Below are 25,466 nucleotides of genomic sequence, written 5' to 3'. Positions count from 1 at the left end.
CGGCAAGCCCGCGCCCGGCACACGCCATCAGACAGTCACATTATGCTGGGCAAGAAAGGCAACAAACGCCTCTTCATCCAGCACCTTCAGGCCCAGCTCGGTGGCCTTGGCCAGCTTTGAACCAGCCCCAGGGCCCGCCACCACACAGTGGGTCTTGGCCGAGACGGAACCGGCGACCTTGGCGCCCAGGCTTTCCAGTTTGTCCTTGGCCACATCGCGGCTCATCAGCTCCAACGAACCGGTCAGTACCCAGGTGTGGCCGGCTTCCGGCAAGCCTTCGACGACTTTCTTCGCGCTGTGCCAGTGCATGCCGAAATCCTTGAGCTGCTGCTCGATGGCCTGTGCACGGCGGGCGTTCTGCGGATTATCGAAGAAGTCGCGCACGGCCTTGGCCTGCTTTTCAGGCAGTGCCTGGCGCATGTCCAGCCAGTCGGCCTGGATTACGCCGTCAAGGCTGCCGAACTTGTCCGCCAGTTTCTGCGCGGCGCCAGGGCCGACGCTGGGGATATTGAGCTTGTCGAGCAGCCCGCCCAACGTCGCGCTGGCGGCAAATTCCGCGCTCAGGTCGCCCTGATCCTGCAATTGCAGGCCGCATTCGTCCGGAGAAAGCAACGCACCGATCACCTGCTGGTTATGGCTGTCCTCAAAGAAACTGTGGATCTCGTGCGCCACTTCCAGACCCACGTCCGGCAAGTACGTCAGTACCTCCGGCAACGCCTGCTGCACGCGCGCAAGGGACGCCAGCGAGCGCGCCAACACCTTGGCGGTCTCCTCGCCCACATCGGGAATGCCCAGGGCGTAGATAAAGCGTGCGAGGGTCGGCGATTTGCTGTTTTCGATGGCGGTGATCAGCTTTTTGCTGGAGATATCGGCAAAGCCTTCCAGGTCGATGATCTGCTCGTACGTGAGCTTGTACAGGTCGGCCGGTGACGCGATGAGATGTTCATCCACCAATTGCTCGATGGTTTTGTCGCCCAAGCCGTCGATGTCCATGGCGCGGCGGGACACAAAGTGGATGATCGCTTGCTTGAGCTGCGCGCCACAGGCCAGGCGCCCGACGCAACGGTACACCGCGCCTTCGCTGACGGTTTCCTTGCCCTTGCTGCGCTTGACCAGTTGCGTGCGTTCCACATGGGAACCGCACACCGGGCAGCTTTCAGGGATCTGCACCGCACGCGCATGTTCCGGGCGGCGATCGGTGACCACTGAGACCACCTGAGGGATCACATCACCGGCACGGCGGATGATCACGGTGTCGCCGATCATCAGGCCCAGGCGCGCCACTTCGTCCATGTTGTGCAAGGTGGCGTTGGACACGGTCACACCCGCGACCTTGACCGGTTTCAGGCGGGCCACCGGGGTCACGGCGCCGGTACGGCCGACTTGGAATTCCACGTCGAGCAGTTCGGTGAGTTCTTCCATGGCCGGAAACTTGTGGGCGATGGCCCAGCGCGGCTCGCGGGCGCGAAAGCCCAGTTCGCGCTGGGAGGCAAGGCTGTTGACCTTGAACACCACACCGTCGATTTCATACGGCAGGCTGTTACGTCGCTCGCCGATGTCACGGTAGTAATCGAGGCATTCCTGAATCCCCTTGGCCAGCTTCAGATCGTGACTGATCGGCAGTCCCCACTTCTGTAACTGCTTGAGGTTGCCGATATGGGTGTCGCTGATATCCGCCGTGACCTGACCGATCCCGTAGCAGCAGAACTCCAGCGGGCGGCTGGCGGTGATTCTCGAATCCAACTGGCGCAGGCTACCGGCAGCGGCATTGCGCGGGTTGGCAAAGGTCTTGCCGCCCACTTCCAGTTGCGAAGCGTTAAGCCGCTCGAACCCGGCCTTGGACATAAACACCTCGCCGCGCACTTCCAGGGTCGCCGGCCAGCCGCTGCCATGCAGCTTCAGGGGGATATTGCGCACGGTGCGCACGTTGACGCTGATGTCTTCGCCGGTGGTGCCGTCGCCCCGGGTGGCACCGCGCACCAGCTCGCCGTCTTGATACAACAGGCTGACCGCCAGGCCATCGAGTTTCGGCTCGCAGCTGTACTCCACCGCCGCGCCACCGCCAAACAGATCGCCCACAGGCAGATCGAGACCTTCAGTAACGCGACGATCGAACTCAAGCATGCTGGCTTCATCGAAGGCGTTGCCCAGGCTGAGCATCGGAATCTCATGCTTGACCTGGGTGAACGCCGACAGCGCCGCGCCACCGACCCGCTGCGTCGGTGAATCCCGCGTGACCAGCTCCGGGTGCTCGTCTTCGAGAGCCTTGAGTTCGTGGAACAGTCGGTCGTATTCGGCGTCCGGGATGCTTGGCTCGTCGAGGACGTAATACCGGTAGTTGTGCTGATCCAGTTCAGCGCGCAGTTCGAGGATGCGGGTATGGGCGGCGGTCATGGGTGTTCTCTCATAAAGCAAAAGAGCAGCCGAAGCTGCTCAAATGTTGGTGCGCTTATTCTATCGACAACGCTTGAGGCCAATCCTCAGCGTTTCTGTGTCAGGGCGCGACGCTCGAACTCGACGATGCGCTGACGGTAGTGTTCGATGGTCTGGGCGGTCAGGACGCTGCGTTGGTCGTCCTTCAACTCGCCGTTGAGTTCCTGAGACAGCTTGCGTGCTGCGGCCACCATCACATCGAACGCTTGTTTCGGGTGGCGCGGGCCTGGCAGGCCGAGGAAGAAGCTAACCGCCGGCGTGCTGAACAGGTCGATATCGTCCAGATCGAAAGTACCTGGCTTGACGGCATTGGCCATGGAGAACAGCACTTCGCCGTTGCCCGCCATGCTTTCGTGGCGGTGGAAAATATCCATCTCGCCGAAGCGCAGGCCGCTTTCGAGGATGTTCTGCAACAGCGCCGGGCCTTTGAAGCCGGCGGCGTCGCGGCAGATCACGCTGATCACCAGCACTTCTTCGGCGGCCGGCTGATCGTTGACCGATTGGCGCGGCGCGTTCTTGGCGGCGTTCTCATCGGGGAAATCGTCGTCACGGCTGCTGAAACTCGGGCCTTCATCCACGTCGAGGTTAAGGTCACCCTGATGGGGTTCGGCAACCGCTGCGCCACTGCGTTTGCCGCGTTTGGACGATGGCTCGCGGGCTTCACGCGCCGGCGCGCTCATCGACGGCAGGTCGTGCTCGTCCAGTTGCGGCTCTTTATGGGTGTCCAGCACACGGGGCGGCCCCAGCAGCTCGGCGCTGCCGTCGTCGTCGGGCAGGTTGGACAGGTTACGGTCCAGACGGAATTTGAGCTTGCCCTTGCCACCGCGCATGCGGCGCCAGCCATCAAAAAGAATACCGGCAATGACAATAATGCCGATGACGATCAGCCACTCGCGCAGACCGATTTCCATGTAATCCCGTGCCTCTAATAAAAAATGCTGAAAAATAAGGGGTTTAGCATCGTGCAAACCGCTTTAAAACGTGGCGCCAACTCTATGTTCTGACTGACGTTTTGCCCACGCACACGAAAAATTGACATTAAACTAGCACGACCAAAGATAACTTTACACAGTTGGCGCGAAATGTGTCGAATTGCCAGCTTTCAGGCGTAGCAGGCAATCTCCTACAGCAGACGCCAACTGTGAACCACAGCCCCTGAGCGACAAGCTTCAAGCTGACTCACTTACCGCTTGAAGCTTGCCGTCAGGCGTCCACCATCGCCATCGCCTCTTCCACATCCACCGCCACCAAGCGCGAACATCCCGGCTCGTGCATCGTCACCCCCATCAGTTGATCAGCCATTTCCATGGCGATCTTGTTGTGGGTGATATAGATGAACTGCACGGTCTGGGACATCTCTTTGACCAACCGCGCATAGCGTCCAACGTTCGCATCATCCAGCGGTGCATCCACTTCATCGAGCATGCAGAACGGCGCCGGGTTCAGCTTGAAGATGGCAAACACCAACGCCAAGGCGGTCAGGGCTTTTTCCCCACCAGACAGCAAATGAATGGTGCTGTTCTTCTTACCCGGCGGGCGCGCCATGATCGTCACCCCTGTATCGAGTAGATCTTCGCCCGTCAGTTCCAAGTAAGCGCTGCCGCCACCGAAAACTTTTGGGAATAACGCCTGTAAACCGCCATTAATCTGATCAAAGGTATCTTTGAAACGGTTGCGGGTTTCCTTGTCGATCTTGCGAATTACGTTTTCCAGGGTGTCGAGCGCCTCCACCAGATCCGCGTCCTGAGCGTCCAGGTAGCGCTTACGTTCGGATTGCTGCTGGTATTCGTCGATGGCCGCAAGGTTGATTGCGCCGAGGCGTTGAATCCGCGCGGCAATGCGTTCGAGTTCTTCTTCGGCGTCTTTCTCGTTGGCCTGGGCGGTCAGGGTATTGAGCACGCCGTGCAGGTCGTAGCCGTCTTCGAGCAATTGGTCCTGCAAGGTTTTGCGGCGCACGGTCAGGGCTTGCCATTCCATGCGCTGCTGTTCGAGCTGGCCGCGAATCAACTGGGACTGCTGCTCGGCCTGGGTCCGGCGTTTTTCCGCGTCGCGCAGTTCGCGGTCGGCGTCTTCCAGGGCGATCTGTGCGGTCTTGAGTTCTTCGTCGACGGTCATGCGCTTGTCGAGCAACTCTTCGAGCTTGAGGCGCAGCTCTTCCAGCGGCGCTTCGCCCTCTTCCAGATTCAGGCTCAGTTGTTCGCGCTTTTCGGTCAGGCGCTCGGATTGCATCTCCAGGCGCTCAAGGGCCTGGGCCGTGGACGCGTGCTGGGCCTTGAGCGAGCCCAGGCGCACCGCCAACTGATGGGCGTGGTCTTTGTGCTGGCGCGCTTCCTGGCGCACGCGGTCGAGACGTTCGCGCAGGCTGTCGCGCTGGGCCAGCAGCAGTTCCCGTTGCTCGGTGTCCTGAGCCATGCTGTCGAGGGCTTCCTGCAAGTGCAGGCGCGCTTCGCCGATTTGTTCGTGCTCCAGCGCGCGTTGCTCGCCCATCTCGGCGACTTCTTCGTCGAGACGGGTGCGACGCAGGCTCAGTTGCTCGACCTTGGCCTTGCTTGCCGATAGCTGCGCCTTGAGTTCGCCTTGCTGGCGCGCCTCATCCTGCAAAAGCCGACGCAGGTGCTCGCGGCCGGTCTCTTGCTGACGCTGGGTGGCGCGCAGGGTTTGCAGTTCGGTTTCCAGGCGTTCGAGGGTGGCTTCGCGCTCTTCGCGCTCGGCGCTCAGATTGACGATTTCCTGGCCACGGGCCAGAACGCCGCTTTGCGCTTCACTGGCGCGACGCACGCGCAAAAAGTGCCGGCCGACCCAGTAACCGTCGCGGCTGATCAGGCTTTCGCCGACCGCCAGTTGACCGCGCTGGGCCAGTGCCTGCTCCAAGGACTCCACCGGCCGCACTTGGCCCAGCCACGGCGACAGATCAATCGCGGCTTCGACCTTATCCAACAAGCTGCCCGGCACCCGCGCACCATCCGCGGCGGGGCTGAGCAAACGCAGATCGCCCTGGGCAAAGCCGGCGAGGTCAAAGCCGCCAAAATCGTCCACCAGCACGGCTTGCAGATCGGCGCCCAACACGGTTTCCACGGCCAGCTCCCAACCGGCGTCGACCTTCAAACCTTCGGCCAGGCGCGGGCGCTCGGCCAGGTGTTGGTCGCGCAGCCACTCGGCCGTGCCGGTGTCCGGGTCCAGCGCGGCTTGTTGCAAGGCTTCAAGGGACGCCAGACGCCCGTTGAGCCGTTGCAGGTCGCCCTGGGCCTGCTGCTGGGCCTGGGTCGCCTGTTGCAGTTGCTGGCGCAGTTGCTCCAGGCGCTCGACTTGCTGCTCTTCGCTGGCTTCGAGTTCTTCCAGGGTCATTTCGCTTTCGGCCAGTTGCTCGCTGAGCGCCATGATCGCCGCATCTTCCGGGTCGGCGGCGAGCAGCACGCGCTCTTCCTGCAAGCGGCGCTGGCGCTCGGCCAGACGTTCCATACTGGTTTCCAGTTGCTGGATGCGCGACTGCTGCACTTCGGCCTGGCGGCGCGGTTCGGCCGATTGCAGGTTGAAGGCGTCCCACTGTTCCTGCCAGCCGTGCATGGTGGTTTCGGCTTCTTCCAGGGCGGCGGCGGCTTCTTCGGCGGCGGCGCTGGTGATCTCCTGCTCAGGGGTGAGCATGTCCAGCTCTTCGCCGAGGGTCAGCAGCAAGGTGCGGTCGTGGCCCAGGTGGGATTCGGTCTCCAGGCGCGCGCGCTCGGCTTCCTTCAGATCGTCCTGCAATTGGCGCAGACGTTGCTGGCCGTGCTGGATGCTCTGCTCGACCCGGGCGATATCGCCACCCACCGAATAGAAGCGGCCCTGCACCAGATTGAAGCGCTCGGACAGATCGTGGTGCCCGTCGCGCAGGCGTTCGATGCTGGCGTCGGCGTTGCGCTGCTCGGCCACCAGCGCTTCGAAGCTGATTTCCTGGGTGCCGATGATCGCTTCGCGCTGGCCCACTTGATCGTTCAAGGCTTGCCAGCGCAGGGCCGACAATTGGGCCTTGAGCTGGCGCTCTTCGCCCTTGTATTCCTGATACTTCTCGGCGGCCTGGGCCTGACGGTGCAAACGCTCCAACTGGCGCTCCAGCTCTTCGCGCAGGTCGGTCAGGCGGGCGAGGTTTTCGTGGGTGCGGCGGATGCGGTTTTCGGTCTCGCGGCGACGTTCCTTGTACTTGGAGATGCCGGCCGCTTCCTCGATAAAGTTGCGCAGGTCCTCGGGCTTGGCTTCGATCAGCTTGGAGATCATGCCCTGTTCGATGATCGAATAGCTGCGTGGGCCCAGGCCGGTGCCGAGGAAGATATCGGTGATGTCGCGACGGCGGCACTTGGTGCCGTTGAGGAAATAACTGTTCTGGCTGTCGCGCGTGACTTTGCGGCGGATGGAGATTTCCGCATAGGCCGCGTATTCGCCGATCAGGGTGCCGTCGGAGTTGTCGAACACCAGCTCGATGCTGGCCTGGCTCACCGGCTTACGGCTGGTGGAGCCGTTGAAGATGACGTCGGTCATCGACTCGCCGCGCAGGTTCTTGGCCGAGCTCTCGCCCATCACCCAGCGGACGGCGTCGATGATGTTCGACTTGCCGCAACCATTGGGCCCGACCACCGCCGCCATATTACTGGGGAAGTTCACCGTGGTCGGGTCGACGAAGGATTTGAACCCCGCCAGTTTGATGCACTTGAGCCGCACGTTTAGGCGTCCGCCAACGCTGCGATAACCAGCGAGCAACTGCGCTGACCGTAGGCCGACAGCACCTGGCGGATCTGCGGCAAGTCACGGGCCAGCACGGCGGCAAGCAGTTGCTCGAACAGCGCCAGGTACTCGCTCATCTCGGCCTTGCGCTGGTCCAGGGCCAGGTAATAGGCGCGGTTCATCGCCGGTTGCAGGTTTTCGACGGTTTCCTGCAGGTACGGGTTGTTAGCGAAGGGGTACGCGGCGCGCATCACATTGAAGCTTTCTTCGACGAACGCGCGGATGTCCTGACGTTCGAAATTGCTCACCAGACGCTGCTGGATCTGCACGAACGGCGCCATATCGGCCTGGGTCTGCCAGCCCTGCGCCACCGCATTGCCGAGCAGGATGTACAGCTCGCCCATCAACGTGCACAGGCTTTGCACCTTGTGCGCGGTGAGTTCGGTGACGTGGGCGCCACGGCGCGGCAGGATCGCGATCAGGTGCCGGCGTTCAAGGATCAGCAAGGCTTCGCGCACGGAGCCGCGGCTGACATTGAGTGCCAGCGTGACCTTCTGTTCCTGGATGCGCTCCCCAGGCTTGAGATCGCCGCGAATGATACGTTCGGCGAGGTGGTGAGCGATCTGCTCGGCGAGACTGTCCGGCGCCTTGAACGTCATGGGTTTCCTTCAAAATCGTCTATCGGTACAAGCGCGGCAGTGTAGCGCATTGGCCCGCTGATGGCGCTACGCCCACTGTCGCGAATTGGCATGAAATAAGCAGCTCTGCCTGTCTACACGCCGCCAAAAACGCCGGTTCCAGAAGACTGAACCATAATTGAATGGGTTGTGACCGCATTTTCTTGACCCTTAGGTCAGAAAACAATTGACCGAAAAGTCAGACATGACTAGATTCGGCCCACAGCGGTTAACAACAATAATGAGTCTGCGAGGCCTTCCGTGATCCAGTTTTTACTCAACCAGGAACTCCGTAGCGAGCACGCCCTGGACCCCAACCTGACCGTGCTCAACTATTTACGTGAGCATGTGGGCAAATCCGGCACCAAGGAAGGCTGCGCCAGCGGCGATTGCGGTGCCTGCACCGTGGTAGTCGGCGAGCTGCACAGCGATGCCCAGGGCGTCGAGCAGATTCGCTATCGCAGCCTCAATTCGTGCCTGACCTTCGTTTCGTCATTGCACGGCAAACAACTGATCAGCGTCGAAGACCTCAAGCACCAAGGCCAACTGCACAGCGTGCAGCAGGCGATGGTCGAGTGCCACGGCTCGCAATGCGGGTTTTGCACCCCCGGTTTCGTGATGTCGTTGTTTGCCCTGCAGAAAAACAGCGACGCCCCCGACAGCGCCAAGGCCCATGAGGCCCTGGCCGGCAACCTGTGCCGCTGCACCGGCTACCGGCCGATTCTCGCCGCCGCCGAACAGGCCTGCTGCAACAAGCCCGCAGACCAGTTCGACAGCCGCCAAGCCCAGACCATTGCACGCCTTAAAGCCATCGCCCCGACCCAGACCGGCGAACTCAACAGTGGCGATAAACGCTGCCTGGTGCCCCTGACGGTAGCCGACCTGGCCGACCTCTACGACGCCTATCCGCAAGCCCGCTTACTGGCCGGCGGCACCGATCTGGCGCTGGAGGTCACCCAGTTCCACCGCACGCTGCCGGTGATGATCTACGTCGGCAACATTGAAGAAATGAAGCGCATCGAGTCGTTCGACGACCGCCTGGAAATCGGCGCCGCCACCCCGCTCTCCGACTGCTACGCCGCGTTGCACCAAGCGTATCCGGACTTCGGCGATCTGCTGCACCGCTTCGCCTCCCTGCAGATCCGCAACCAGGGCACCCTGGGCGGCAATATCGGCAACGCCTCGCCGATCGGCGATTCGCCGCCGCTGCTGATCGCCCTGGGCGCGCAGATCGTGCTGTGCAAAGGCAACACCCGGCGCACCCTGGCGCTGGAGGACTACTTCATCGATTACCGCGTGACCGCGCGCCAGGACAGCGAGTTCATCGAGAAAATCATCGTGCCAAAGGGCCATACGCTGTTCCGTGCCTACAAAGTCTCCAAACGTCTGGATGACGATATTTCGGCGGTCTGCGCCGCCTTCAACCTGACCCTCGACAACGGTGTGGTCCAAGCCGCCCGCGTGGCCTTCGGCGGCATGGCCGCCACACCCAAACGCGCGCGGCACTGCGAGGCCGTGCTGGTGGGCGCGACTTGGAACGCCGCCACGGTCGAGCAAGCCTGCGCCGCCCTCGCCGAGGATTTCACCCCGCTGTCGGATTTCCGCGCCAGCAAGGAATACCGCCTGCTCAGCGCGCAGAACCTGCTGCGCAAATATTTCATCGAGCTGCAAACGCCGCATATCGAGACTCGGGTGACCGCTTATGTCTAACCATCACGCCGTGGAAAAAACCCAGGCCGAGCTGGCCGAACTGTTCGCCCAGGACTTGACCAGCGGAGTCGGGCGCAGCGTCAAGCATGACAGCGCCGCCAAGCACGTATCGGGGGAGGCGCAGTACATCGACGACCGCCTGGAATTCCCCAACCAGTTGCATGTGTACGCGCGGCTGTCCGACCGCGCCCACGCCCGCATCCTCAGCATCGACACCGCCCCCTGCTACGCCTTCGAGGGTGTGCGCATCGTCATCACCCATGAAGACGTGCCAGGTTTGAAAGACATCGGCCCGCTGTTGCCTGGCGATCCGCTGCTGGCCATCGACACTGTGCAGTTCGTCGGCCAGGTGGTGCTGGCCGTCGCCGCCCGCGACCTGGAGACCGCGCGTAAAGCGGCGATGGCGGCGGTGATCGAATACCAGGACCTGGAACCGGTCCTGGATGTGGTCGAGGCCTATCGCAATAAACACTTCGTGCTCGACAGCCACACCCACCAGCGTGGCGATTCGGCGGGCGCGTTGGCCGCGGCTCAACATCGCATTCAGGGCACGCTGCATATCGGCGGCCAGGAGCACTTCTACCTGGAAACCCAAATCTCCTCGGTGATGCCCACCGAAGACGGCGGCATGATCGTCTATTGCTCCACGCAGAACCCCACCGAAGTACAGAAGCTGGTGGCCGAAGTGTTAGACGTTTCGATGAATAAAATCGTCGTGGACATGCGTCGCATGGGCGGCGGGTTCGGTGGCAAGGAGACCCAGGCCGCCAGCCCGGCATGCCTGTGCGCGGTGATTGCCCACCTGACCGGCCAGCCGACCAAGATGCGCCTGCCTCGGGTCGAAGACATGCTGATGACCGGCAAGCGCCACCCCTTCTATATCGAATACGACGTGGGCTTCGACGACACCGGTCGTCTGAACGGCATCAATCTGGAGCTTGCCGGCAATTGCGGCTGCTCGCCGGACCTGTCGAACTCGATTGTCGACCGCGCCATGTTCCACGCCGACAACTCGTATTACCTGGGCGACGCCACGGTCAATGGCCATCGCTGCAAGACCAACACCGCCTCCAACACCGCTTACCGGGGGTTCGGCGGCCCGCAAGGCATGGTCGCCATCGAAGAAGTGATGGACGCCATCGCCCGCCATCTGGCGCTCGACCCGCTGGCCGTGCGCAAGGCCAATTACTATGGCAAGACCGAGCGCAACGTCACCCACTACTACCAGACCGTCGAGCACAACATGCTCGAAGAGATGACCGCCGAACTGGAAGCCAGCAGCCAATATGCCGAACGCCGCGAAGCCATTCGTCGTTACAACGCCCATAGCCCGATCCTGAAAAAAGGCCTGGCGCTGACCCCGGTCAAATTCGGCATTTCGTTTACCGCCAGTTTCCTCAACCAGGCCGGCGCGCTGATCCATGTCTACACCGACGGCAGCATCCACCTGAACCATGGCGGCACCGAGATGGGCCAGGGACTGAACACCAAGGTCGCGCAAGTGGTGGCCGAAGTGTTCCAGGTCAGCATCGACCGCGTGCAGATCACCGCCACCAACACCGACAAGGTGCCCAACACTTCGCCGACCGCCGCCTCCAGCGGTGCCGACCTGAACGGCAAGGCCGCGCAAAATGCCGCCGAAACCATCAAGCAGCGCCTGGTGGAATTCGCTGCGCGCAAGTACGACGTCAGTGAAGCGGATGTGCAGTTTCACAATGGCCATGTGCGGGTGCGCGAGCAGATCCTGACCTTCGAGGCGCTGATCCAGCAGGCGTACTTCGCCCAGGTCTCGCTGTCGAGCACCGGGTTCTACAAGACCCCGAAAATCTTTTACGACCGCAGCCAGTCCCGTGGCCGGCCGTTCTATTACTACGCGTTCGGCGCGGCGTGTTGCGAAGTGCTCGTCGATACCCTGACCGGTGAATACAAGATGCTGCGCACGGACATTCTTCACGATGTGGGCGCGTCGCTGAACCCGGCCATCGACATCGGCCAGGTGGAAGGCGGTTTCATCCAGGGCATGGGCTGGCTGACCATGGAGGAACTGGTGTGGAACGACAAAGGCAAATTGATGACCAACGGCCCGGCCAGCTACAAGATCCCGGCGGTCGCCGACATGCCCCTGGACCTGCGGGTGAAGCTGGTGGAAAACCGCAAGAACCCGGAAGACACGGTGTTCCACTCCAAGGCCGTGGGTGAACCGCCGTTCATGCTCGGCATTGCCTCGTGGTGCGCGATCAAGGATGCGGTGGCGAGCCTTGCAGGTTATCGCCATCAGCCGAAGATCGACGCGCCGGCGACACCCGAGCGGGTGTTGTGGGGTTGCGAACAGATGCGCCAGTTGCAGGCGGCGACAGCCGTTGAGACTGAAGCCGAGATGGCTTCGCTCTAGATCGAGGTGCTGCCATCGGGGGCAAGCCCCCTCCCACATAGTGATCTGCGAATGCTTTCAAATGTGGGAGGGGGCTTGCCCCCGATAGCGGCCTGAAAGACATCACTAGAGGTGACTATGAACAACTGGATCAGCGCCCTCGCCGACCTGCAGAACCAGGGCGAACCTTGCGTCCTGGTGACCATCATCGAAGAACTCGGCTCCACGCCACGCAATGCCGGTTCCAAGATGGTCATCAGTGCGTCGCAAACCTTCGACACCATTGGCGGTGGGCACCTGGAATACAAAGCGATGCAGATCGCCCGCGACATGCTCGCCCGTGGCCAGCAGAACACCCATCTGGAGCGCTTCAGCCTGGGCGCGAGCTTGGGCCAGTGCTGCGGCGGCGTCACCGTGCTGCTGTTCGAACCCATGGGCCAGGTGCAGGCGCAGATTGCGGTATTCGGCGCCGGCCATGTGGGACGCGCCCTGGTGCCGTTGCTGGCGAGCCTGCCGTGCCGGGTGCGCTGGATCGATTCGCGCGAGCAGGAGTTTCCGCAACAGATCCCCGAGGGCGTGCGTAAAATCGTCAGCGAAGAACCCGTCGACGAAATCGCCGACTTACCGGTGGGCAGCTACTGCATCGTCATGACCCACAATCACGCACTCGACCTGGAGCTGAGCGCCGCGTTGCTCAAACGCAACGATTTCGCCTACTTCGGCCTGATCGGCTCGCAGACCAAACGCGTCAAGTTCGAACACCGCCTGCGCGATCGCGGCTTCGACGCCGCCCAACTGCAACGCATGCGCTGCCCCATGGGCCTCACCGAGGTGAAGGGCAAATTACCGGTGGAGATCGCCATCTCCATCGCCGGCGAAATCATCGCCACTTACAACGCCAATTTCGGCCAGCACAACGCCGGCGCCGAACCGATTGCCAAACTGCTGCCGGTGTCACGCCGCAGCCAAGCGACCCATTGAGAAGACCATGCCTTTGACCCGCAAAGCCTACCGCGCCGCCATCCTGCACAGCATTGCCGACCCCGCCGAGGTGGGCATCGAAGCGTCCTATGAGTATTTTGAAGACGGCCTGCTGGTGATTGATAACGGCCAGATCAGCGCCCTCGGGCACGCCAGCGAATTGCTGCCGACACTGCCGGCCGATATTGACGTGACCCACTACCAGGACGCGCTGATCACCCCCGGCCTGATCGACACCCATATCCACCTGCCGCAAACCGGAATGGTCGGCGCTTATGGCGAACAGTTGCTGGATTGGCTCAACACGTACACCTTCCCCTGCGAAAGCCAGTTCGCCGACAAGGCCCATGCCGAGCAAGTGGCGGATATTTTCATCAAGGAACTGCTGCGCAACGGCACCACCACCGCATTGGTGTTCGGCAGTGTGCACCCGCAATCGGTGAACGCGTTTTTCGAAGCGGCGCAGAAACTCGACCTGCGCATGATCGCCGGCAAGGTGATGATGGACCGCAACGCGCCGGACTATCTGACCGACACGCCCGAGTCCAGTTATCAGGACAGTAAGATGTTGATCGAGCGCTGGCATGGCAAAGGCCGGCTGCACTATGCGGTCACGCCACGCTTCGCCCCCACCAGCACGCCGGAGCAATTGACACTGGCCGGGCAGCTGCTGGGGGAATATCCGGATCTGTATATGCAGACCCACATCAGCGAGAACCTGCAGGAAGTGCAGTGGGTGAAAGCGTTGTTCCCGGAGCGCAGCGGCTACCTGGATGTGTATGACCATTACAAGCTGCTGGGCGAGCGCTCGGTGTTTGCCCACGGCGTGCACCTGTGCGACGACGAATGCGCGCGCTTGGCGCAAACCGGCTCGGCGGTCGCCTTCTGCCCGACCTCGAATCTGTTCCTGGGCAGCGGCCTGTTCAACTTGCCGATGGCCGAGAAGCACAAACTGAACGTTGGCCTGGGTACCGATGTGGGCGGCGGCACCAGTTTCTCGCTGCTGCAAACCTTGAACGAAGCCTACAAAGTCATGCAGTTGCAGGGCGCGCGGTTGAGCCCGTTCAAATCGCTGTACCTGGCGACCCTGGGCGGCGCGCGGGCGCTGCGCCTTGAAGACAAGATCGGCACATTGCAACCGGGCACGGATGCGGACTTCCTGGTGCTGGACTACAACGCCACACCGCTGCTCAGCTACCGCCTGAAGCAGTCGAACAGCATCGACGAAACGTTGTTTGTATTGATGACCCTGGGGGATGACCGCACCGTGCTGCAGACCTATGCCGCCGGCCAACGGGTGCACCAACGCTGATCTTGGCACCAGCACAAAACCAATGTGGGAGGGGGCTTGCCCCCGATAACAGAGTGTCAGTCACTGCATGAGGTGACTGTTCCACTGCTATCGGGGGGCAAGCCCCCTCCCACATTTTGTCCTTGGCAAACCAGGAAAATTACAGCTTTATCGAGGAACGCCCAGGCTTCTTGGTCTGCAACAGATGCGAGAACACCGCATGCAGATCATCCGACGCGCTCTCTTCATCGAGGTTGAGCTTGCTGTCGATGTGATCCATGTGATGCATCATCAGGTTCACCGCCAACGCCGCGTCGCGGGCTTCGATGGCATCGATCAACTGGGTGTGCTCATCGTAGGAGCAGTGGGAGCGGTTACCGCTTTCGTACTGAGCGATGATCAACGAGGTCTGGGACACCAGGCTGCGCTGGAAGCTGATCAGCGGTGCATTCTTTGCCGCTTCGGCCAGTTTGAGGTGGAATTCGCCGGAAAGGCGGATACCGGCACCACGATCACCACGGGAAAAACTGTCGCGCTCGTCGTTGACCATCTGGCGCAACTCGGCTAGTTGCTCGGCGGTGGCGTGCTGCACCGCCAGCTCGGTGATCGCCCGCTCTACCAGGCGACGGGCCAGGAACACCTGACGCGCTTCTTCGACACTCGGGCTGGCCACCACCGCGCCGCGATTGGGCCTCAGCAATACCACGCCTTCATGGGCCAGGCGCGACAGGGCGCGACGAATGATGGTGCGGCTCACGCCAAAGATTTCCCCCAGTGCCTCTTCACTCAACTTGGTTCCGGGCGCCAGGCGTTGTTCAAGGATGGCCTCGAAGATATGCGCATAGACAATATCGTCCTGGGTTCCGCTGCGACCGGCCTTGCCGGCTCGCGGTTGTTTCTTGAGAGGTTGCAACTGTTCGTTCATGGGCACTCGGGTTTGGAGAACGGCGGCGAATTATCGGTGATACGGCGACTTTACGGTAATACGGCAACAGCGGGTCGCTGGCAAGTATCCGCTAAAAACAGCGCACATTGTACACAACCCAACAGGCCAACACACTGTACGGCTGTTTGCGGCCTCGGCTGTATTGCAATGCGTCGTTACGTTTGAGTTTAGGCTTGAATCTGCGCCTTCACCGGCAAACCCCAGGTAAAAAGGAACAGCGTTCATGACTGACGCCACCCAAGCGCCCCTGCGCCCACTGGCCGACACTTCCCCTTCGGCGGTTGTCGCCGGCTTTATTGCCATGATGACCGGCTACACCAGCTCCTTGGTGCTGATGTTTCAAGCCGGACAGGCCGCAGGTTTGACCACGGCGCAGATCTCCTCATGGATTTGGGCGATTTCCATCGGCATGGCGGTGTGCAGCATTGGCTTGTCCCTGCGTTACCGCACGCCGATTACCATCGCCTGGTCCACCCCCGGCGCGGCGCTGTTGATCACCAGCCTGGGCGGTGTCACCTACGGCGAAGCCATCGGCGCCTATATCACCTGCGCGGTGCTGGTGACGCTGTGCGGGCTGACCGGCAGCTTTGAAAAACTGGTCAAGCGCATTCCGGCGTCGCTGGCAGCCGCGTTACTGGCTGGCATTCTGTTCAAGATCGGCAGTGAGATTTTCGTCGCGGCGCAGCATCGCACCGGCCTGGTGCTGGGGATGTTCTTCACCTACCTGATCATCAAGCGCGTGTCACCGCGCTATGCCGTGCTTGCCGCGCTGATCATCGGCACCCTGTTGTCGGGCGCGATGGGGTTGCTGGATTTCAGCGGGTTTCATCTGGAAGTCGCCACGCCGGTGTGGACCACCCCGCACTTCTCGCTGGCAGCCACCATCAGCATCGGCATTCCGCTGTTCGTGGTGGCGATGACCTCGCAGAACATGCCGGGCGTGGCGGTGTTACGTGCCGATGGCTATAACGTGCCGGCCTCGCCGCTGATCACCGCCACCGGCCTGGCCTCGTTGGTGCTGTCACCGTTCGGCTCCCACGGCATCAACCTGGCGGCGATCAGCGCGGCCATCTGCACTGGCCCCCACGCCCACGAAGACCGTAACAAGCGTTACACAGCAGCGGTTTGGTGCGGTGTGTTCTACGGCATTGCCGGTGTGTTCGGCGCGACACTGGCGGCATTGTTCGCAGCCTTGCCCAAGGAACTGGTGCTGTCGATTGCGGCGTTGGCGTTATTTGGCTCGATCATCAACGGCTTGAGCATTGCCATGAACGAACCCAAGGAACGGGAAGCGGCGCTGATCACCTTTATGGTCACCGCGTCAGGCTTGACGTTGTTTTCCATCGGCTCGGCGTTCTGGGGGATCGTGGCGGGGGTGTTGACGCTGTTGATTCTAAATGGGCGCAAGGCCTGAGTTTTCAAAGCCCCAAACGAAACAGCGACCCGGGCGGGTCGCTGTTTCAGCACATCAGGCTACCGGGTTGATCGGCGTCTCTGGGTGCCATGCGTCCAACAGCGGGCTCACTTCAACGCGAGTCAGCTCTGGGCGGGCCTTGAGCCACGCCTCGACGGTTGCACGCTGCTCTTCGCTGACCGAACCGCGTTTGGCCGAGCACACCAGACCGAAGTCGTCGCCGCCTACGTAGTCCAGGCCATTGCCGTCCATCGCTTCAGTCAGGAATGCTTCGAGGAAAGCGTCAACCGCTTCATCGTCCAAACCTTCTTTGAAGTCCAGGTTCAGTTCGAAACCCAGCTCTTGAAATTCATCAACGCACAGTTTTTTGCGCAGACGCCGGGAACGGTTAGTCGCCATTGGAACAGTCCTCTTAAGTAATAACGGCCGGCACTTTAGCAGTTTAAGACGGCGATTGCCCGACTCTCTGGGACGGGCGGCGGTTTGTGTGGAAAAAAACGCGCATTAGCAGCTATCGTTCAGCTACAAGAGCCCGCGCCTTGGGGCATAATGCCGACACTTTCTTGACCATTGAGGGATTTTTCCTATTTACCCCTCGCCTTTTTCACCCTCCTCAGCAGTAGGGTCTTATTCTTTATGATCAAATCTTTGCGTCCATTGTTACTTGCCGGGTTTCTTCTGCCACTGGCCTTTTCCGTCACCGCCGCTCCGATCAACACCACCCTGCCGCCCAACGTCGCGCAGGCCCTGCAAAAAGCCAAACTGCAAAATACTGCGTTGTCCCTGGTCATGCTGCCGCTCAACGGCCCCGGCACGCCCACCGTATTCAACGCCGACGTTTCGGTGAACCCGGCCTCTACCATGAAACTGGTCACCACCTATGCGGCCCTGGAAATGCTCGGCCCCAACCACCAGTGGAAAACTGAGTTCTATACCGACGGCACCCTCAACGGTGGCGTGCTGCATGGCAACCTGTACCTCAAGGGCGGTGGCGACCCCAAGCTGAATATGGAAAAGCTCTGGCTGCTGATGCGCGATTTGCGCGCCAACGGTGTGCAGCAAGTCACTGGTGACCTGGTGCTGGATCGCGGCTTCTTTATCCCGCCGCAATTGCCGGAATTCAACGACGATGGCAATGACGAGAACAAGCCGTTCCTGGTCAAGCCCGATGCGCTGCTGGTCAACCTCAAGGCCCTGCGTTTCGTCACGCGCAACGATGGCGGACGGGTACTCGTTTCGGTAGAGCCACCGATTGCCAGCATTCGTATCGACAATCAGGTCAAGGTCTCCAACGCCAAGCAATGCACCGGCGATGTTCGTTACAACCCGGTAACCGCCGCCGATGGCAGCGTGACGGTGACCGTCAGCGGGCAACTGGCCGACGGCTGCAGTTCACAGACCTACCTGTCGCTGCTCGACCACGCCACCTACACCGCCGGCGCGGTGCGGGCGATCTGGAAGGAACTGGGCGGCAGCATCCAGGGCCGCGATATCCAGGCGCCGGTGCCCAAGGATGCCAAGGTCCTGGCACGCGCGTTCTCGCCGGACCTGGCGGAAATCATCCGCGACATCAACAAATACAGTAACAACACCATGGCCCAGCAGTTGTTCCTGAGCCTGGGCGCGCAGTTCCGTAACGATGCCGACGGCGACGATGCCAAGGCCGCGCAGCGCGTGGTGCGTCAGTGGCTGGCGAAAAAAGGCATCACCGCGCCGCACTTGGTGATGGAGAACGGCTCCGGCCTGTCCCGCGCCGAACGGGTCAGCGCTCGTGAGATGGCGGCCATGCTGCAAGCCGCGTGGAGAAGCCCTTACGCGGCGGAGTACATCAGCTCGATGCCCATCGCCGGCACCGACGGCACTATGCGTAAGCGCTTGAAGACCACCGCCATGCGCGGCGAAGCCCACGTCAAGACCGGCACCTTGAACACTGTGCGCGCCATCGCCGGGTTCAGCCGCGACAACAACGGCAATTCATGGGTTGTGGTGGCGATCCTCAACGATCCGAAGCCATGGGGCGCGTCGTCGGTACTGGACCAGGTGCTGCTGGATCTGTATCGCCAGCCAAAACTGACGGCGGCGGCACCGGTGCTCTAGCACACACCATCGTTCACCTGTGGAAGGGATTTACTGGCGAGCAGGCTTGCCCTGCTCACCACCGAGTCATGCGTAAGCCTTTAAGTATCCCGCCAGCCTTTCAAGCCTGAACCCTTTCGGCCTCCACCCGGTCCCTGCCCGCCTGCTTGGCCACATACACCGCCGAGTCGGCGCGCAGCAGCAGCCCATCGATGCCTTCATCGCCCCGCCAGCTGGCCACGCCAAAGCTGGCGGTGACGATCCCCACCGGCTCCATCGGCGCACTGCGCAACGACTGCCACAATTCCAGCGCCAGGCTGTAGGCCTGTTCGCCATCGGTGGTGGGGCACAACACCATAAACTCTTCGCCCCCAAAACGGCAGAACACATCGGTGCGGCGCAGACGTTGGCTGATACGCGAGCACAACTCCTGCAACACGCCATCGCCTACCGCGTGGCCATGCTTGTCATTGATGCGCTTGAAATGATCGATATCCAGCATGATCACCGACAACGCTCCGCAGGTTCGATTGAGCCTGGCGATTTCGGCGCGCAAGCGATCCTGAAAGTAGCGCCGGTTATAAATGCCTGTCAGCGAGTCGGTGATGGACAAGGCGCGCAGCTCCTCCTCTACCCGCTTGAGATCGGAAATATCCGACACATACCCATGCCACAGTGTGCCGCCGCCGGGTAACTCTTCCGGGGTTGCTTCGCCACGAATCCAGCGCAGGCCACGTTGCGGTAACAGCACGCGATATTCTTCGCGCCAGTGGCTCAGTTGCAACGCCGACAAGCGCACCGAGGCGCGCACCCGCTCCGCGTCCAGCGGATGGATGCGTTCGAACACGCGCTTGGCATCCTGCTGCAACAGCCCGGTTTCAATTTCGTAGATATCGCGCATGCCGTCGCTGGCATAGAGGAAGCGCCAGTTGTCCTGAGGTTCCAGGGTGAACTGAAAGATCCCACCGGGGACATGGGCGCTGAGTTTTTTGAGCAATCGATCGCGCGCGGCCAAGGCTTCGTAGGCGCGCTTTTGCTCGGTCACGTCCAGGTAGATCGCCAAATGCCCGACCCAAAGGCCGTGGTCGTCCAGCAGAACGGTGGCCAACATGGTGACGTTCAACGGGCTGCCGTCGTTTCGAATCAACGTCCACTCACGGGCCTCGTGCAAGCTGTCGGGGCTTTCTACCAACATGGCCTGGCTCGCGGGGATGCGCTTACCCAGGGTCACGCCCAGTTTGACAGAGCGCATTTCCAGCTCCGTCGCCAGGTGCAGGCTTTCCAGGGTCAACTTGCCCACCACTTGATCGGCCGTGAAGCCAAGCATCTGTTCGGCACCGGCATTGAACGTGTTGATCACACCGCGCAGGTCAGTGGCAATAATCGCAACCTGGGTGGCAGCGTTCAGCACACTGCGCAATTGACCGTGCGCACCGCGCAATTCCTGCTCACGCAGACGCAACTGCTGAGTACGCTGCTCGACCATCTTCAAAGCACGCTGGCGCTGGCTGACCAGCATATACAGCAAGATGCTCAGCAGCAGGCTGAGCAAGCTGCCCATGGTCAGGATAGCGGCCAGCGAAGAATGGTTGGCCCGGGCGAATACTTCGCTCGGCCGCAGGGTCAAGGCGTAGACATGATCGCCTAGGGTCAAGCGCCGCACCCCAACGAGGCCGCTGTCGGCCACGGCATTGTTGGATTCATAAAGCACACGTTGTTGCTGGTCGGAGGTGTCGACAATCTGCATCACCAGGTTGTCCCGCTCCGGCTTGGGCAAACCGTCGGCCATCAGCTGGCGCATGCTGATCACCGCCATGACGTAGCCATAAGGTTGTTCTGCGCCCACCTCACGGCTCACGGGCGCCACCAGCAATACGCCGGCTGCATAAGCTGGCTCCACGCCCACCAACTGCATGGGTTGAGATACTGCCAGCTTGCCGCTTTTATGCGCGCGCTCCAGCGCCGAACGCCGCAAGGGCTGGGCCAATAGATCGAAGCCCAAGGGCGAGCCCAACAGGCTTTGGGTTTGACTGTAGAGCACTGGTACGTACTCCTCGCGCTCCGGCGCGGGGGCCAGTTCACCCGCCGGGTTCAACTCACGGATCACGAAATCCACGCCCCTTTCACGGGACACTTGCTGTTCAAACTCGCTGCGTTGCTGACGCAGCACCCGTGGCGCCCAGGCGTACGCGCGGGCGCGCAGAAGCAACGGCTGGGTAAACCCATCGAACTCTTCGCGGGACACATCGGAGGAATTGACAAAAAAACGCCGCAGGCTGTTAAGGCGTTGTTCCTGATCTTCAAAGCGCTCCTGCAAACGGGTGTAGCGCTCGTTGACCAGCAGTTGAAAGCGCTGGCGCACCTGCTGCTGATACAGATCGTGAGTGGCCCAGGCGACGATACCCGTCAAGGTACAACCGGCCAACAGCACCACCAATGCCACCAGCCAAGCCGATGCCTGCTCACTGATGAAGCCTAGGATTTTCGGGCGAACGGCTTGCAACGGCATAGGCAACACTCACAACGCCAGCGTGCGGGGGGTGTCACTTTGGCTTGGCCTTAAGTTATAGCTATCGGCCAGTAGTTTGACCAGCGCAAAAAAGCCGTAAGCCTGGAATATCCTGGCTTGCGGCCTTTTATGCAGTCATCAACGGGCGGTGATTTTCCACGCGCGGTGGATTTTGGCATTGCGCGCGAAATCCGGGTCGATGGTTTTGTCGCTGATTTCCTCGACCGCATAGCGTTCGCTGAGATTGTCTTCCAACTGGAACTTGCGGAAGTTGTTGGAGAAGTACAGCACGCCGCCCGGTGCCAGGCGGGCCATGGCCAGGTCGAGCAACTGCACATGGTCGCGCTGCACGTCGAAGATGCCTTCCATGCGCTTTGAGTTGGAGAAGGTCGGCGGGTCGATGAAGATCAGGTCGAACTCATCGCGACTGGCTTCCAGCCACGCCATCACATCGCCCTGCTCCAGGCGGTTCTTGTCGGAGAAACCGTTGAGGGAGAAGTTGCGACGTGCCCAGTCCAGGTAAGTCTTGGACAGATCGACACTTGTAGTGCTGCGCGCACCGCCCTTGGCCGCGTGCACACTGGCAGTAGCGGTGTAGCAATACAGATTGAGGAAGCGCTTGCCGGCCGCCTCTTTCTGAATGCGCATACGCATCGGGCGGTGGTCGAGGAAGAGGCCGGTGTCCAAGTAATCCGTGAGGTTGACCAGCAGCTTCACACCGCCCTCGCTCACCTCAGTGAACTTGCCCTGGGCGCTCTGGCGCTCGTACTGCTTGGTACCGCTCTGACGCTCGCGCCGCTTGACCACCACGCGGCTCTTGTCGATGTTCAGCGCCTGGGGAATGGCCGCCAGGGCATCGAACATGCGCGCGGAAGCTTTTTCCGGGTCGATGGACTTGGGAGCGGCGTACTCCTGCACATGCACCCAGTCGTGATACAGGTCGATGGCCATGGAGTATTCCGGCATATCGGCGTCATACACACGGTAGCAATCCACGCCCTCTCGCTTGGCCCACTTGCCCAGCAGCTTGAGGTTTTTTTGCAGGCGATTGGCGAACATCTGCCCGCCTTCGCTCAGGCGCGCCTGCTCGACCACGGGAGCCGGGGCCGGTTTGATCGGGTTACCGTTCTTGTTGTACTGGCGTTCTTGCGGCTCGGTCGGGGCCTGGTCGTATGCAGCCTGCTCGCGTTCGGCCTGGCGCTGTTCCGGGGTGCGGCGCTCGCCGGTGACGAACTGGTCGGGGTTGACTTTGATCAGCAGCAATTTGCACGGCAAGGCGCCGTTCCAGAACGAATACTGCTTGTGGCTGCGGATGCCCATGCGCTTGCCCAGATCGGGCGCGCCGGTGAACACTGCGGCTTCCCAACCCATGCAGGCTTGGCGCAGACGTTCGCCGAGGTTCTGATAGAGGTACAACAGGCTGGCTTCATCACCCAGACGCTCGCCGTAAGGCGGGTTGCAGATCACCAGGCCTTTCTGGTTCTGGTCCGGGCGCGGCTCGAAGGTCCCGACCTCCCCCTGGTACACCTTGATCCAATGGCTGAGACCGGCGCGCTCAATGTTGTTGCGCGCGGGTTGGATCAGGCGCGGGTCGGCTTCGTAACCTCGAATCCACAGCGGCGTTTTGTTCATGCCAATCGCGGCGCGCTCGCTGGCCTCGGCGTGCAGCTTTTTCCACAGCGCCGGGACGTGACCGAGCCAAGTGGTAAAGCCCCACAGCTCACGGTTGAGGTTGGGCGCCATGTCGGCCGCAATCATCGCGCCTTCCACCAGGAAGGTCCCCACGCCGCACATTGGGTCGGTCAGCGCACCGCCTTCGGCGGCGATACGCGGCCAACCGGCGCGAATCAAGATCGCGGCCGCCAGGTTTTCCTTCAGCGGCGCCGCGCCCTGCTGCAGGCGATAGCCGCGCTGGTGCAGGCTATGACCGGAGAGATCGAGGGACAGGATGGCTTCGCCACGGTCCAGGCGCAGGTGGATACGCAAGTCCGGGTTGATCTTGTCGATGGACGGGCGCTCGCCGGACGGAGTGCGCAGTTTGTCGACGATCGCATCCTTGACCTTCAGCGCGCCGAAGTGGGTGTTGTCGATACCGGAGCCGTGACCGCTGAACTCCACTGCCAGAGTGCCGTCGGGGACCATGTGGTCGGCCCAGTCGATATCCAGCACGCCGTGGTAGAGGTCTTCGGCGTCCTTCATGGGGAAACGCTTGAGTACCAGCAGCACGCGGTTGGCCAGGCGCGACCAGAGGCACAGCCGGTAAGCGGTCTCCATGTCGGCCATGCCGCGCACGGCCGAAGTGTGCTCGCGCGCTTCCTCAAGGCCAAGCCCGACGGCTTCCTCGATCAGCAGGCCTTCGAGGCCCTTGGGGCAGGTGAGGAAGAGTTCAAAACGGTCCGACATGGGGCATTCCAGGCTTTTCAGCAATAAGTGAACGGGCGACGCATCGCCGGCTCGGTTTTCAATCAAGCACTTTTCTTGAAGAGTGCTCGCGTGGCACGAATGTGCCGTTCCACCCCGGCTGCCAGGCCGTTGGGCCTTTATTCACGGGGCAGATAAAGAATGTGCAGCAACAAAAAGAAATATTCCGACCCTTCGTCGAATAATAACCGACTGCATCAGACGGACATTCTTACTTAAGGATCAAACCATTCCTCTACGCGGGGTGCATCATAGCTGGCTTTGCCAGACAAATGGGGCGTAAAGCCATCCCAGCTTATGGCTATAGCATCGTTATAGTTACGTGCTTATGACAAAACGATCATTGAATCCATGTGACCTATTGGTTAGAACTCACCACAGGTTGGCGCCGTAACGACGCCGACACATCGGCTCGCCACGCCGGCAGCGAGCCCACCAACGGCAGAAAAACTCTGCCCGGCCTCAGACGAGGCCGAAGGATATCAAGACAGTCAACAAGTGAGGGAAACACCCTATGAGAAGACTTAAGCGTGATCCGTTGGAAAGAGCGTTTTTACGCGGATATCAATATGGCGTTCATGGCAAATCCCGTGAGCTTTGCCCATTTACTCTACCGTCGGTACGCCAAGCCTGGATCAACGGCTGGCGCGAAGGACGCGGCGACAACTGGGACGGTATGACAGGCACTGCGGGAATCCACAGACTCAACGAACTTCACGCCGTCGGCTAATCAGGGCACTTAATTCCGACACACCACCTTTGAAGCTGTAACGACTTACCATGCGCGCCCCATCCGGGCGGCGGGCTTCGGCCCAGGGGGCTCCTTGATGGAGCCCTTTTTTATGGGCGCCGTTCAGGCCTTTCTGGGCAACGCCGCAATTGCATCCACCGACTCACGAATCAACGCAGGGCCTTTATAGATAAAGCCAGAATACAACTGCACCAGGCTCGCACCCGCGGCGATTTTCTCGGCCGCGTGCTTGCCTTCAGTGATGCCGCCCACCGCGATGATCGGCAAGCGCCCCGCCAGCTCGGCGGCCAGCACCTTGACGATATGAGTGCTTTTATCGCGGACCGGCGCACCCGACAGGCCGCCCGCCTCGTCACCATGGGCCAGACCTTCAACACCGACACGGCTCAACGTGGTATTGGTGGCAATCACTGCGTCCATACCGGAATCCACCAGGGCCTGGGCTACCAGCACCGTTTCTTCGTCGCTCATGTCCGGCGCAATCTTGATCGCCAGCGGCACGCGCTTGCCATGGCGAACGGCCAGGTCTTCCTGACGCTGGCGCAGGGCTTCGAGCAATTGCTTGAGGGAATCACCGAACTGCAGGCTACGCAGGCCTGGGGTATTCGGCGAACTGACGTTAACGGTGACGTAGCTGGCGTGGGCATAGACCTTGTCCAGGCAGATCAAGTAGTCGTCCACCGCGCGCTCAACCGGCGTGTCGAAATTCTTGCCGATATTGATGCCGAGAATGCCGCTGTACTTCGCGGCCTGGACCCGTGACAGCAGGTGATCGACGCCCAGGTTGTTAAAGCCCATGCGATTGATGATCGCCTCGGCTTCCGGCAGGCGGAAGATGCGAGGCTTGGGGTTGCCCGGCTGCGGTCGCGGCGTCACGGTGCCAATCTCAACAAAGCCAAAGCCCAATTGCGCGAAACCATCAATGGCCGCACCGTTCTTGTCCAGGCCGGCAGCCAGCCCGACCGGGTTGGGGAAGTCCAGCCCCATCACCGATACCGGCATTTTTGCCGGCGCCTTGCACACCAGACCATTGAGTCCCAGGCGGCCACCGGCACCGATCAGGTCCAGGGACAGATCGTGGGAGGTTTCCGGGGAGAGTTTGAACAACAGCTGGCGGGCCAGGGTATACATGGGCGGGCTAGACTCGGATGGCGACGAAGGTGGCGGCGATTATAGCCGGGGTAACCGCGC

Annotated in this window: 16 protein-coding genes; 7 read left to right on the top strand and 9 right to left on the bottom strand. The window is 61.3% G+C overall.

Annotation, left to right across the window (positions count from 1 at the left end; translation table 11 throughout):
- Nucleotides 1-27 precede the first annotated feature (27 nt).
- The 4 genes from ligA to K1567_RS24025 form a co-directional block, all read right to left on the bottom strand.
- Entirely contained in the window at nt 28-2,394 is a 2,367-nt protein-coding gene (ligA, locus tag K1567_RS24040; RefSeq protein ID WP_047881282.1) for an NAD-dependent DNA ligase LigA, read from the bottom strand.
- An 86-nt stretch (nt 2,395-2,480) separates the two neighbouring features.
- Nucleotides 2,481-3,344 carry a cell division protein ZipA gene (zipA, locus tag K1567_RS24035; protein WP_220698935.1) on the bottom strand — a complete coding sequence of 288 codons (864 nt, stop codon included), beginning with the start codon at nt 3,342-3,344 and terminating at the stop codon, nt 2,481-2,483.
- 292 nt (nt 3,345-3,636) lie between these two features.
- The gene (smc, locus tag K1567_RS24030; protein ID WP_220698934.1) at nt 3,637-7,125 is read right to left on the bottom strand and encodes a chromosome segregation protein SMC; all 3,489 of its coding nucleotides are present in this window, start codon (nt 7,123-7,125) and stop codon (nt 3,637-3,639) included.
- Nucleotides 7,126-7,127: 2 nt separating this feature from the next.
- Nucleotides 7,128-7,787, bottom strand: coding sequence for a GntR family transcriptional regulator (locus K1567_RS24025; protein ID WP_034114814.1), 660 nt, complete (start codon nt 7,785-7,787; stop codon nt 7,128-7,130).
- A gap of 279 nt (nt 7,788-8,066) precedes the next feature.
- On the opposite strand from K1567_RS24025, the gene xdhA reads away from it, so the two are divergent.
- From xdhA to guaD, 4 genes are all read left to right on the top strand, one after another.
- Nucleotides 8,067-9,515: a xanthine dehydrogenase small subunit gene (xdhA, locus tag K1567_RS24020; RefSeq protein WP_034099698.1), complete on the top strand. Its 1,449-nt coding sequence runs from the start codon at nt 8,067-8,069 to the stop codon at nt 9,513-9,515.
- Nucleotides 9,508-11,907 (top strand): xanthine dehydrogenase molybdopterin binding subunit, encoded by a 2,400-nt coding sequence (gene xdhB / locus K1567_RS24015; protein ID WP_220698933.1) that lies wholly within the window; start codon nt 9,508-9,510, stop codon nt 11,905-11,907. Before xdhA ends, xdhB begins: the two co-directional genes overlap by 8 nt.
- A 117-nt stretch (nt 11,908-12,024) precedes the next feature.
- On the top strand, nt 12,025-12,867 hold the full coding sequence (gene xdhC / locus K1567_RS24010) for a xanthine dehydrogenase accessory protein XdhC (protein WP_213632348.1): 843 nt from the start codon (nt 12,025-12,027) through the stop codon (nt 12,865-12,867).
- Nucleotides 12,868-12,874: 7 nt separating this feature from the next.
- The gene (guaD, locus tag K1567_RS24005) at nt 12,875-14,179 is read left to right on the top strand and encodes a guanine deaminase (protein ID WP_034138943.1); all 1,305 of its coding nucleotides are present in this window, start codon (nt 12,875-12,877) and stop codon (nt 14,177-14,179) included.
- 139 nt (nt 14,180-14,318) lie between these two features.
- Here guaD and K1567_RS24000 read toward each other — a convergent pair whose 3' ends face one another.
- Nucleotides 14,319-15,083 carry a GntR family transcriptional regulator gene (locus K1567_RS24000; protein WP_015885332.1) on the bottom strand — a complete coding sequence of 255 codons (765 nt, stop codon included), beginning with the start codon at nt 15,081-15,083 and terminating at the stop codon, nt 14,319-14,321.
- Between the two features lie 244 nt (nt 15,084-15,327).
- Here K1567_RS24000 and K1567_RS23995 point away from each other — a divergent pair, with 244 nt between their 5' ends.
- Nucleotides 15,328-16,518, top strand: coding sequence for a benzoate/H(+) symporter BenE family transporter (locus K1567_RS23995; RefSeq protein ID WP_034099702.1), 1,191 nt, complete (start codon nt 15,328-15,330; stop codon nt 16,516-16,518).
- 54 nt (nt 16,519-16,572) lie between these two features.
- Here the strand turns inward: K1567_RS23995 and K1567_RS23990 are convergent, their stop codons facing one another.
- Nucleotides 16,573-16,917, bottom strand: a complete 345-nt coding sequence (locus K1567_RS23990) for a YggL family protein (protein ID WP_034099703.1) — start codon at nt 16,915-16,917, stop codon at nt 16,573-16,575.
- A 237-nt stretch (nt 16,918-17,154) separates the two neighbouring features.
- Here K1567_RS23990 and dacB point away from each other — a divergent pair, with 237 nt between their 5' ends.
- Nucleotides 17,155-18,615, top strand: coding sequence for a D-alanyl-D-alanine carboxypeptidase/D-alanyl-D-alanine-endopeptidase (dacB, locus tag K1567_RS23985; RefSeq protein ID WP_034099704.1), 1,461 nt, complete (start codon nt 17,155-17,157; stop codon nt 18,613-18,615).
- A gap of 100 nt (nt 18,616-18,715) precedes the next feature.
- Here dacB and K1567_RS23980 read toward each other — a convergent pair whose 3' ends face one another.
- Nucleotides 18,716-21,103 carry a diguanylate cyclase gene (locus K1567_RS23980; protein ID WP_034099705.1) on the bottom strand — a complete coding sequence of 796 codons (2,388 nt, stop codon included), beginning with the start codon at nt 21,101-21,103 and terminating at the stop codon, nt 18,716-18,718.
- Between the two features lie 138 nt (nt 21,104-21,241).
- Entirely contained in the window at nt 21,242-23,506 is a 2,265-nt protein-coding gene (gene rlmKL / locus K1567_RS23975; protein ID WP_034099706.1) for a bifunctional 23S rRNA (guanine(2069)-N(7))-methyltransferase RlmK/23S rRNA (guanine(2445)-N(2))-methyltransferase RlmL, read from the bottom strand.
- A 532-nt stretch (nt 23,507-24,038) separates the two neighbouring features.
- Between rlmKL and rmf the strand changes: the two genes are divergently transcribed.
- Complete coding sequence (rmf, locus tag K1567_RS23970) at nt 24,039-24,254, top strand: ribosome modulation factor (protein WP_002553055.1); 216 nt, start codon at nt 24,039-24,041, stop codon at nt 24,252-24,254.
- A gap of 123 nt (nt 24,255-24,377) precedes the next feature.
- On the opposite strand, the gene K1567_RS23965 is transcribed toward rmf, so the two are convergent.
- Nucleotides 24,378-25,406, bottom strand: a complete 1,029-nt coding sequence (locus K1567_RS23965) for a quinone-dependent dihydroorotate dehydrogenase (protein ID WP_034099707.1) — start codon at nt 25,404-25,406, stop codon at nt 24,378-24,380.
- Between the last annotated feature and the right edge of the window lie 60 nt (nt 25,407-25,466).

The organism is Pseudomonas sp. S5F11 (genome assembly GCF_019641515.1).
GTDB lineage: Bacteria > Pseudomonadota > Gammaproteobacteria > Pseudomonadales > Pseudomonadaceae > Aquipseudomonas > Aquipseudomonas rhodesiae.
Note: the sequence above shows the minus strand (reverse complement) of the source record. Positions and strands in the feature narration are given on the sequence as shown.

Excerpts from the sequence above, each read along its gene's own strand:
- ligA (WP_047881282.1), bottom strand. The coding sequence starts at position 2,394 with ATGACCGCCGCCCATACCCGCATCCTCGAACTGCGCGCTGAACTGGAT.
- zipA (WP_220698935.1), bottom strand. The coding sequence starts at position 3,344 with ATGGAAATCGGTCTGCGCGAGTGGCTGATCGTCATCGGCATTATTGTC.
- K1567_RS24025 (WP_034114814.1), bottom strand. The coding sequence starts at position 7,787 with ATGACGTTCAAGGCGCCGGACAGTCTCGCCGAGCAGATCGCTCACCAC.
- xdhB (WP_220698933.1), top strand. The coding sequence starts at position 9,508 with ATGTCTAACCATCACGCCGTGGAAAAAACCCAGGCCGAGCTGGCCGAA.
- xdhC (WP_213632348.1), top strand. The coding sequence starts at position 12,025 with ATGAACAACTGGATCAGCGCCCTCGCCGACCTGCAGAACCAGGGCGAA.
- guaD (WP_034138943.1), top strand. The coding sequence starts at position 12,875 with ATGCCTTTGACCCGCAAAGCCTACCGCGCCGCCATCCTGCACAGCATT.
- K1567_RS24000 (WP_015885332.1), bottom strand. The coding sequence starts at position 15,083 with ATGAACGAACAGTTGCAACCTCTCAAGAAACAACCGCGAGCCGGCAAG.
- K1567_RS23995 (WP_034099702.1), top strand. The coding sequence starts at position 15,328 with ATGACTGACGCCACCCAAGCGCCCCTGCGCCCACTGGCCGACACTTCC.
- K1567_RS23990 (WP_034099703.1), bottom strand. The coding sequence starts at position 16,917 with ATGGCGACTAACCGTTCCCGGCGTCTGCGCAAAAAACTGTGCGTTGAT.
- dacB (WP_034099704.1), top strand. The coding sequence starts at position 17,155 with ATGATCAAATCTTTGCGTCCATTGTTACTTGCCGGGTTTCTTCTGCCA.
- K1567_RS23980 (WP_034099705.1), bottom strand. The coding sequence starts at position 21,103 with ATGCCGTTGCAAGCCGTTCGCCCGAAAATCCTAGGCTTCATCAGTGAG.
- rlmKL (WP_034099706.1), bottom strand. The coding sequence starts at position 23,506 with ATGTCGGACCGTTTTGAACTCTTCCTCACCTGCCCCAAGGGCCTCGAA.
- rmf (WP_002553055.1), top strand. The coding sequence starts at position 24,039 with ATGAGAAGACTTAAGCGTGATCCGTTGGAAAGAGCGTTTTTACGCGGA.
- K1567_RS23965 (WP_034099707.1), bottom strand. The coding sequence starts at position 25,406 with ATGTATACCCTGGCCCGCCAGCTGTTGTTCAAACTCTCCCCGGAAACC.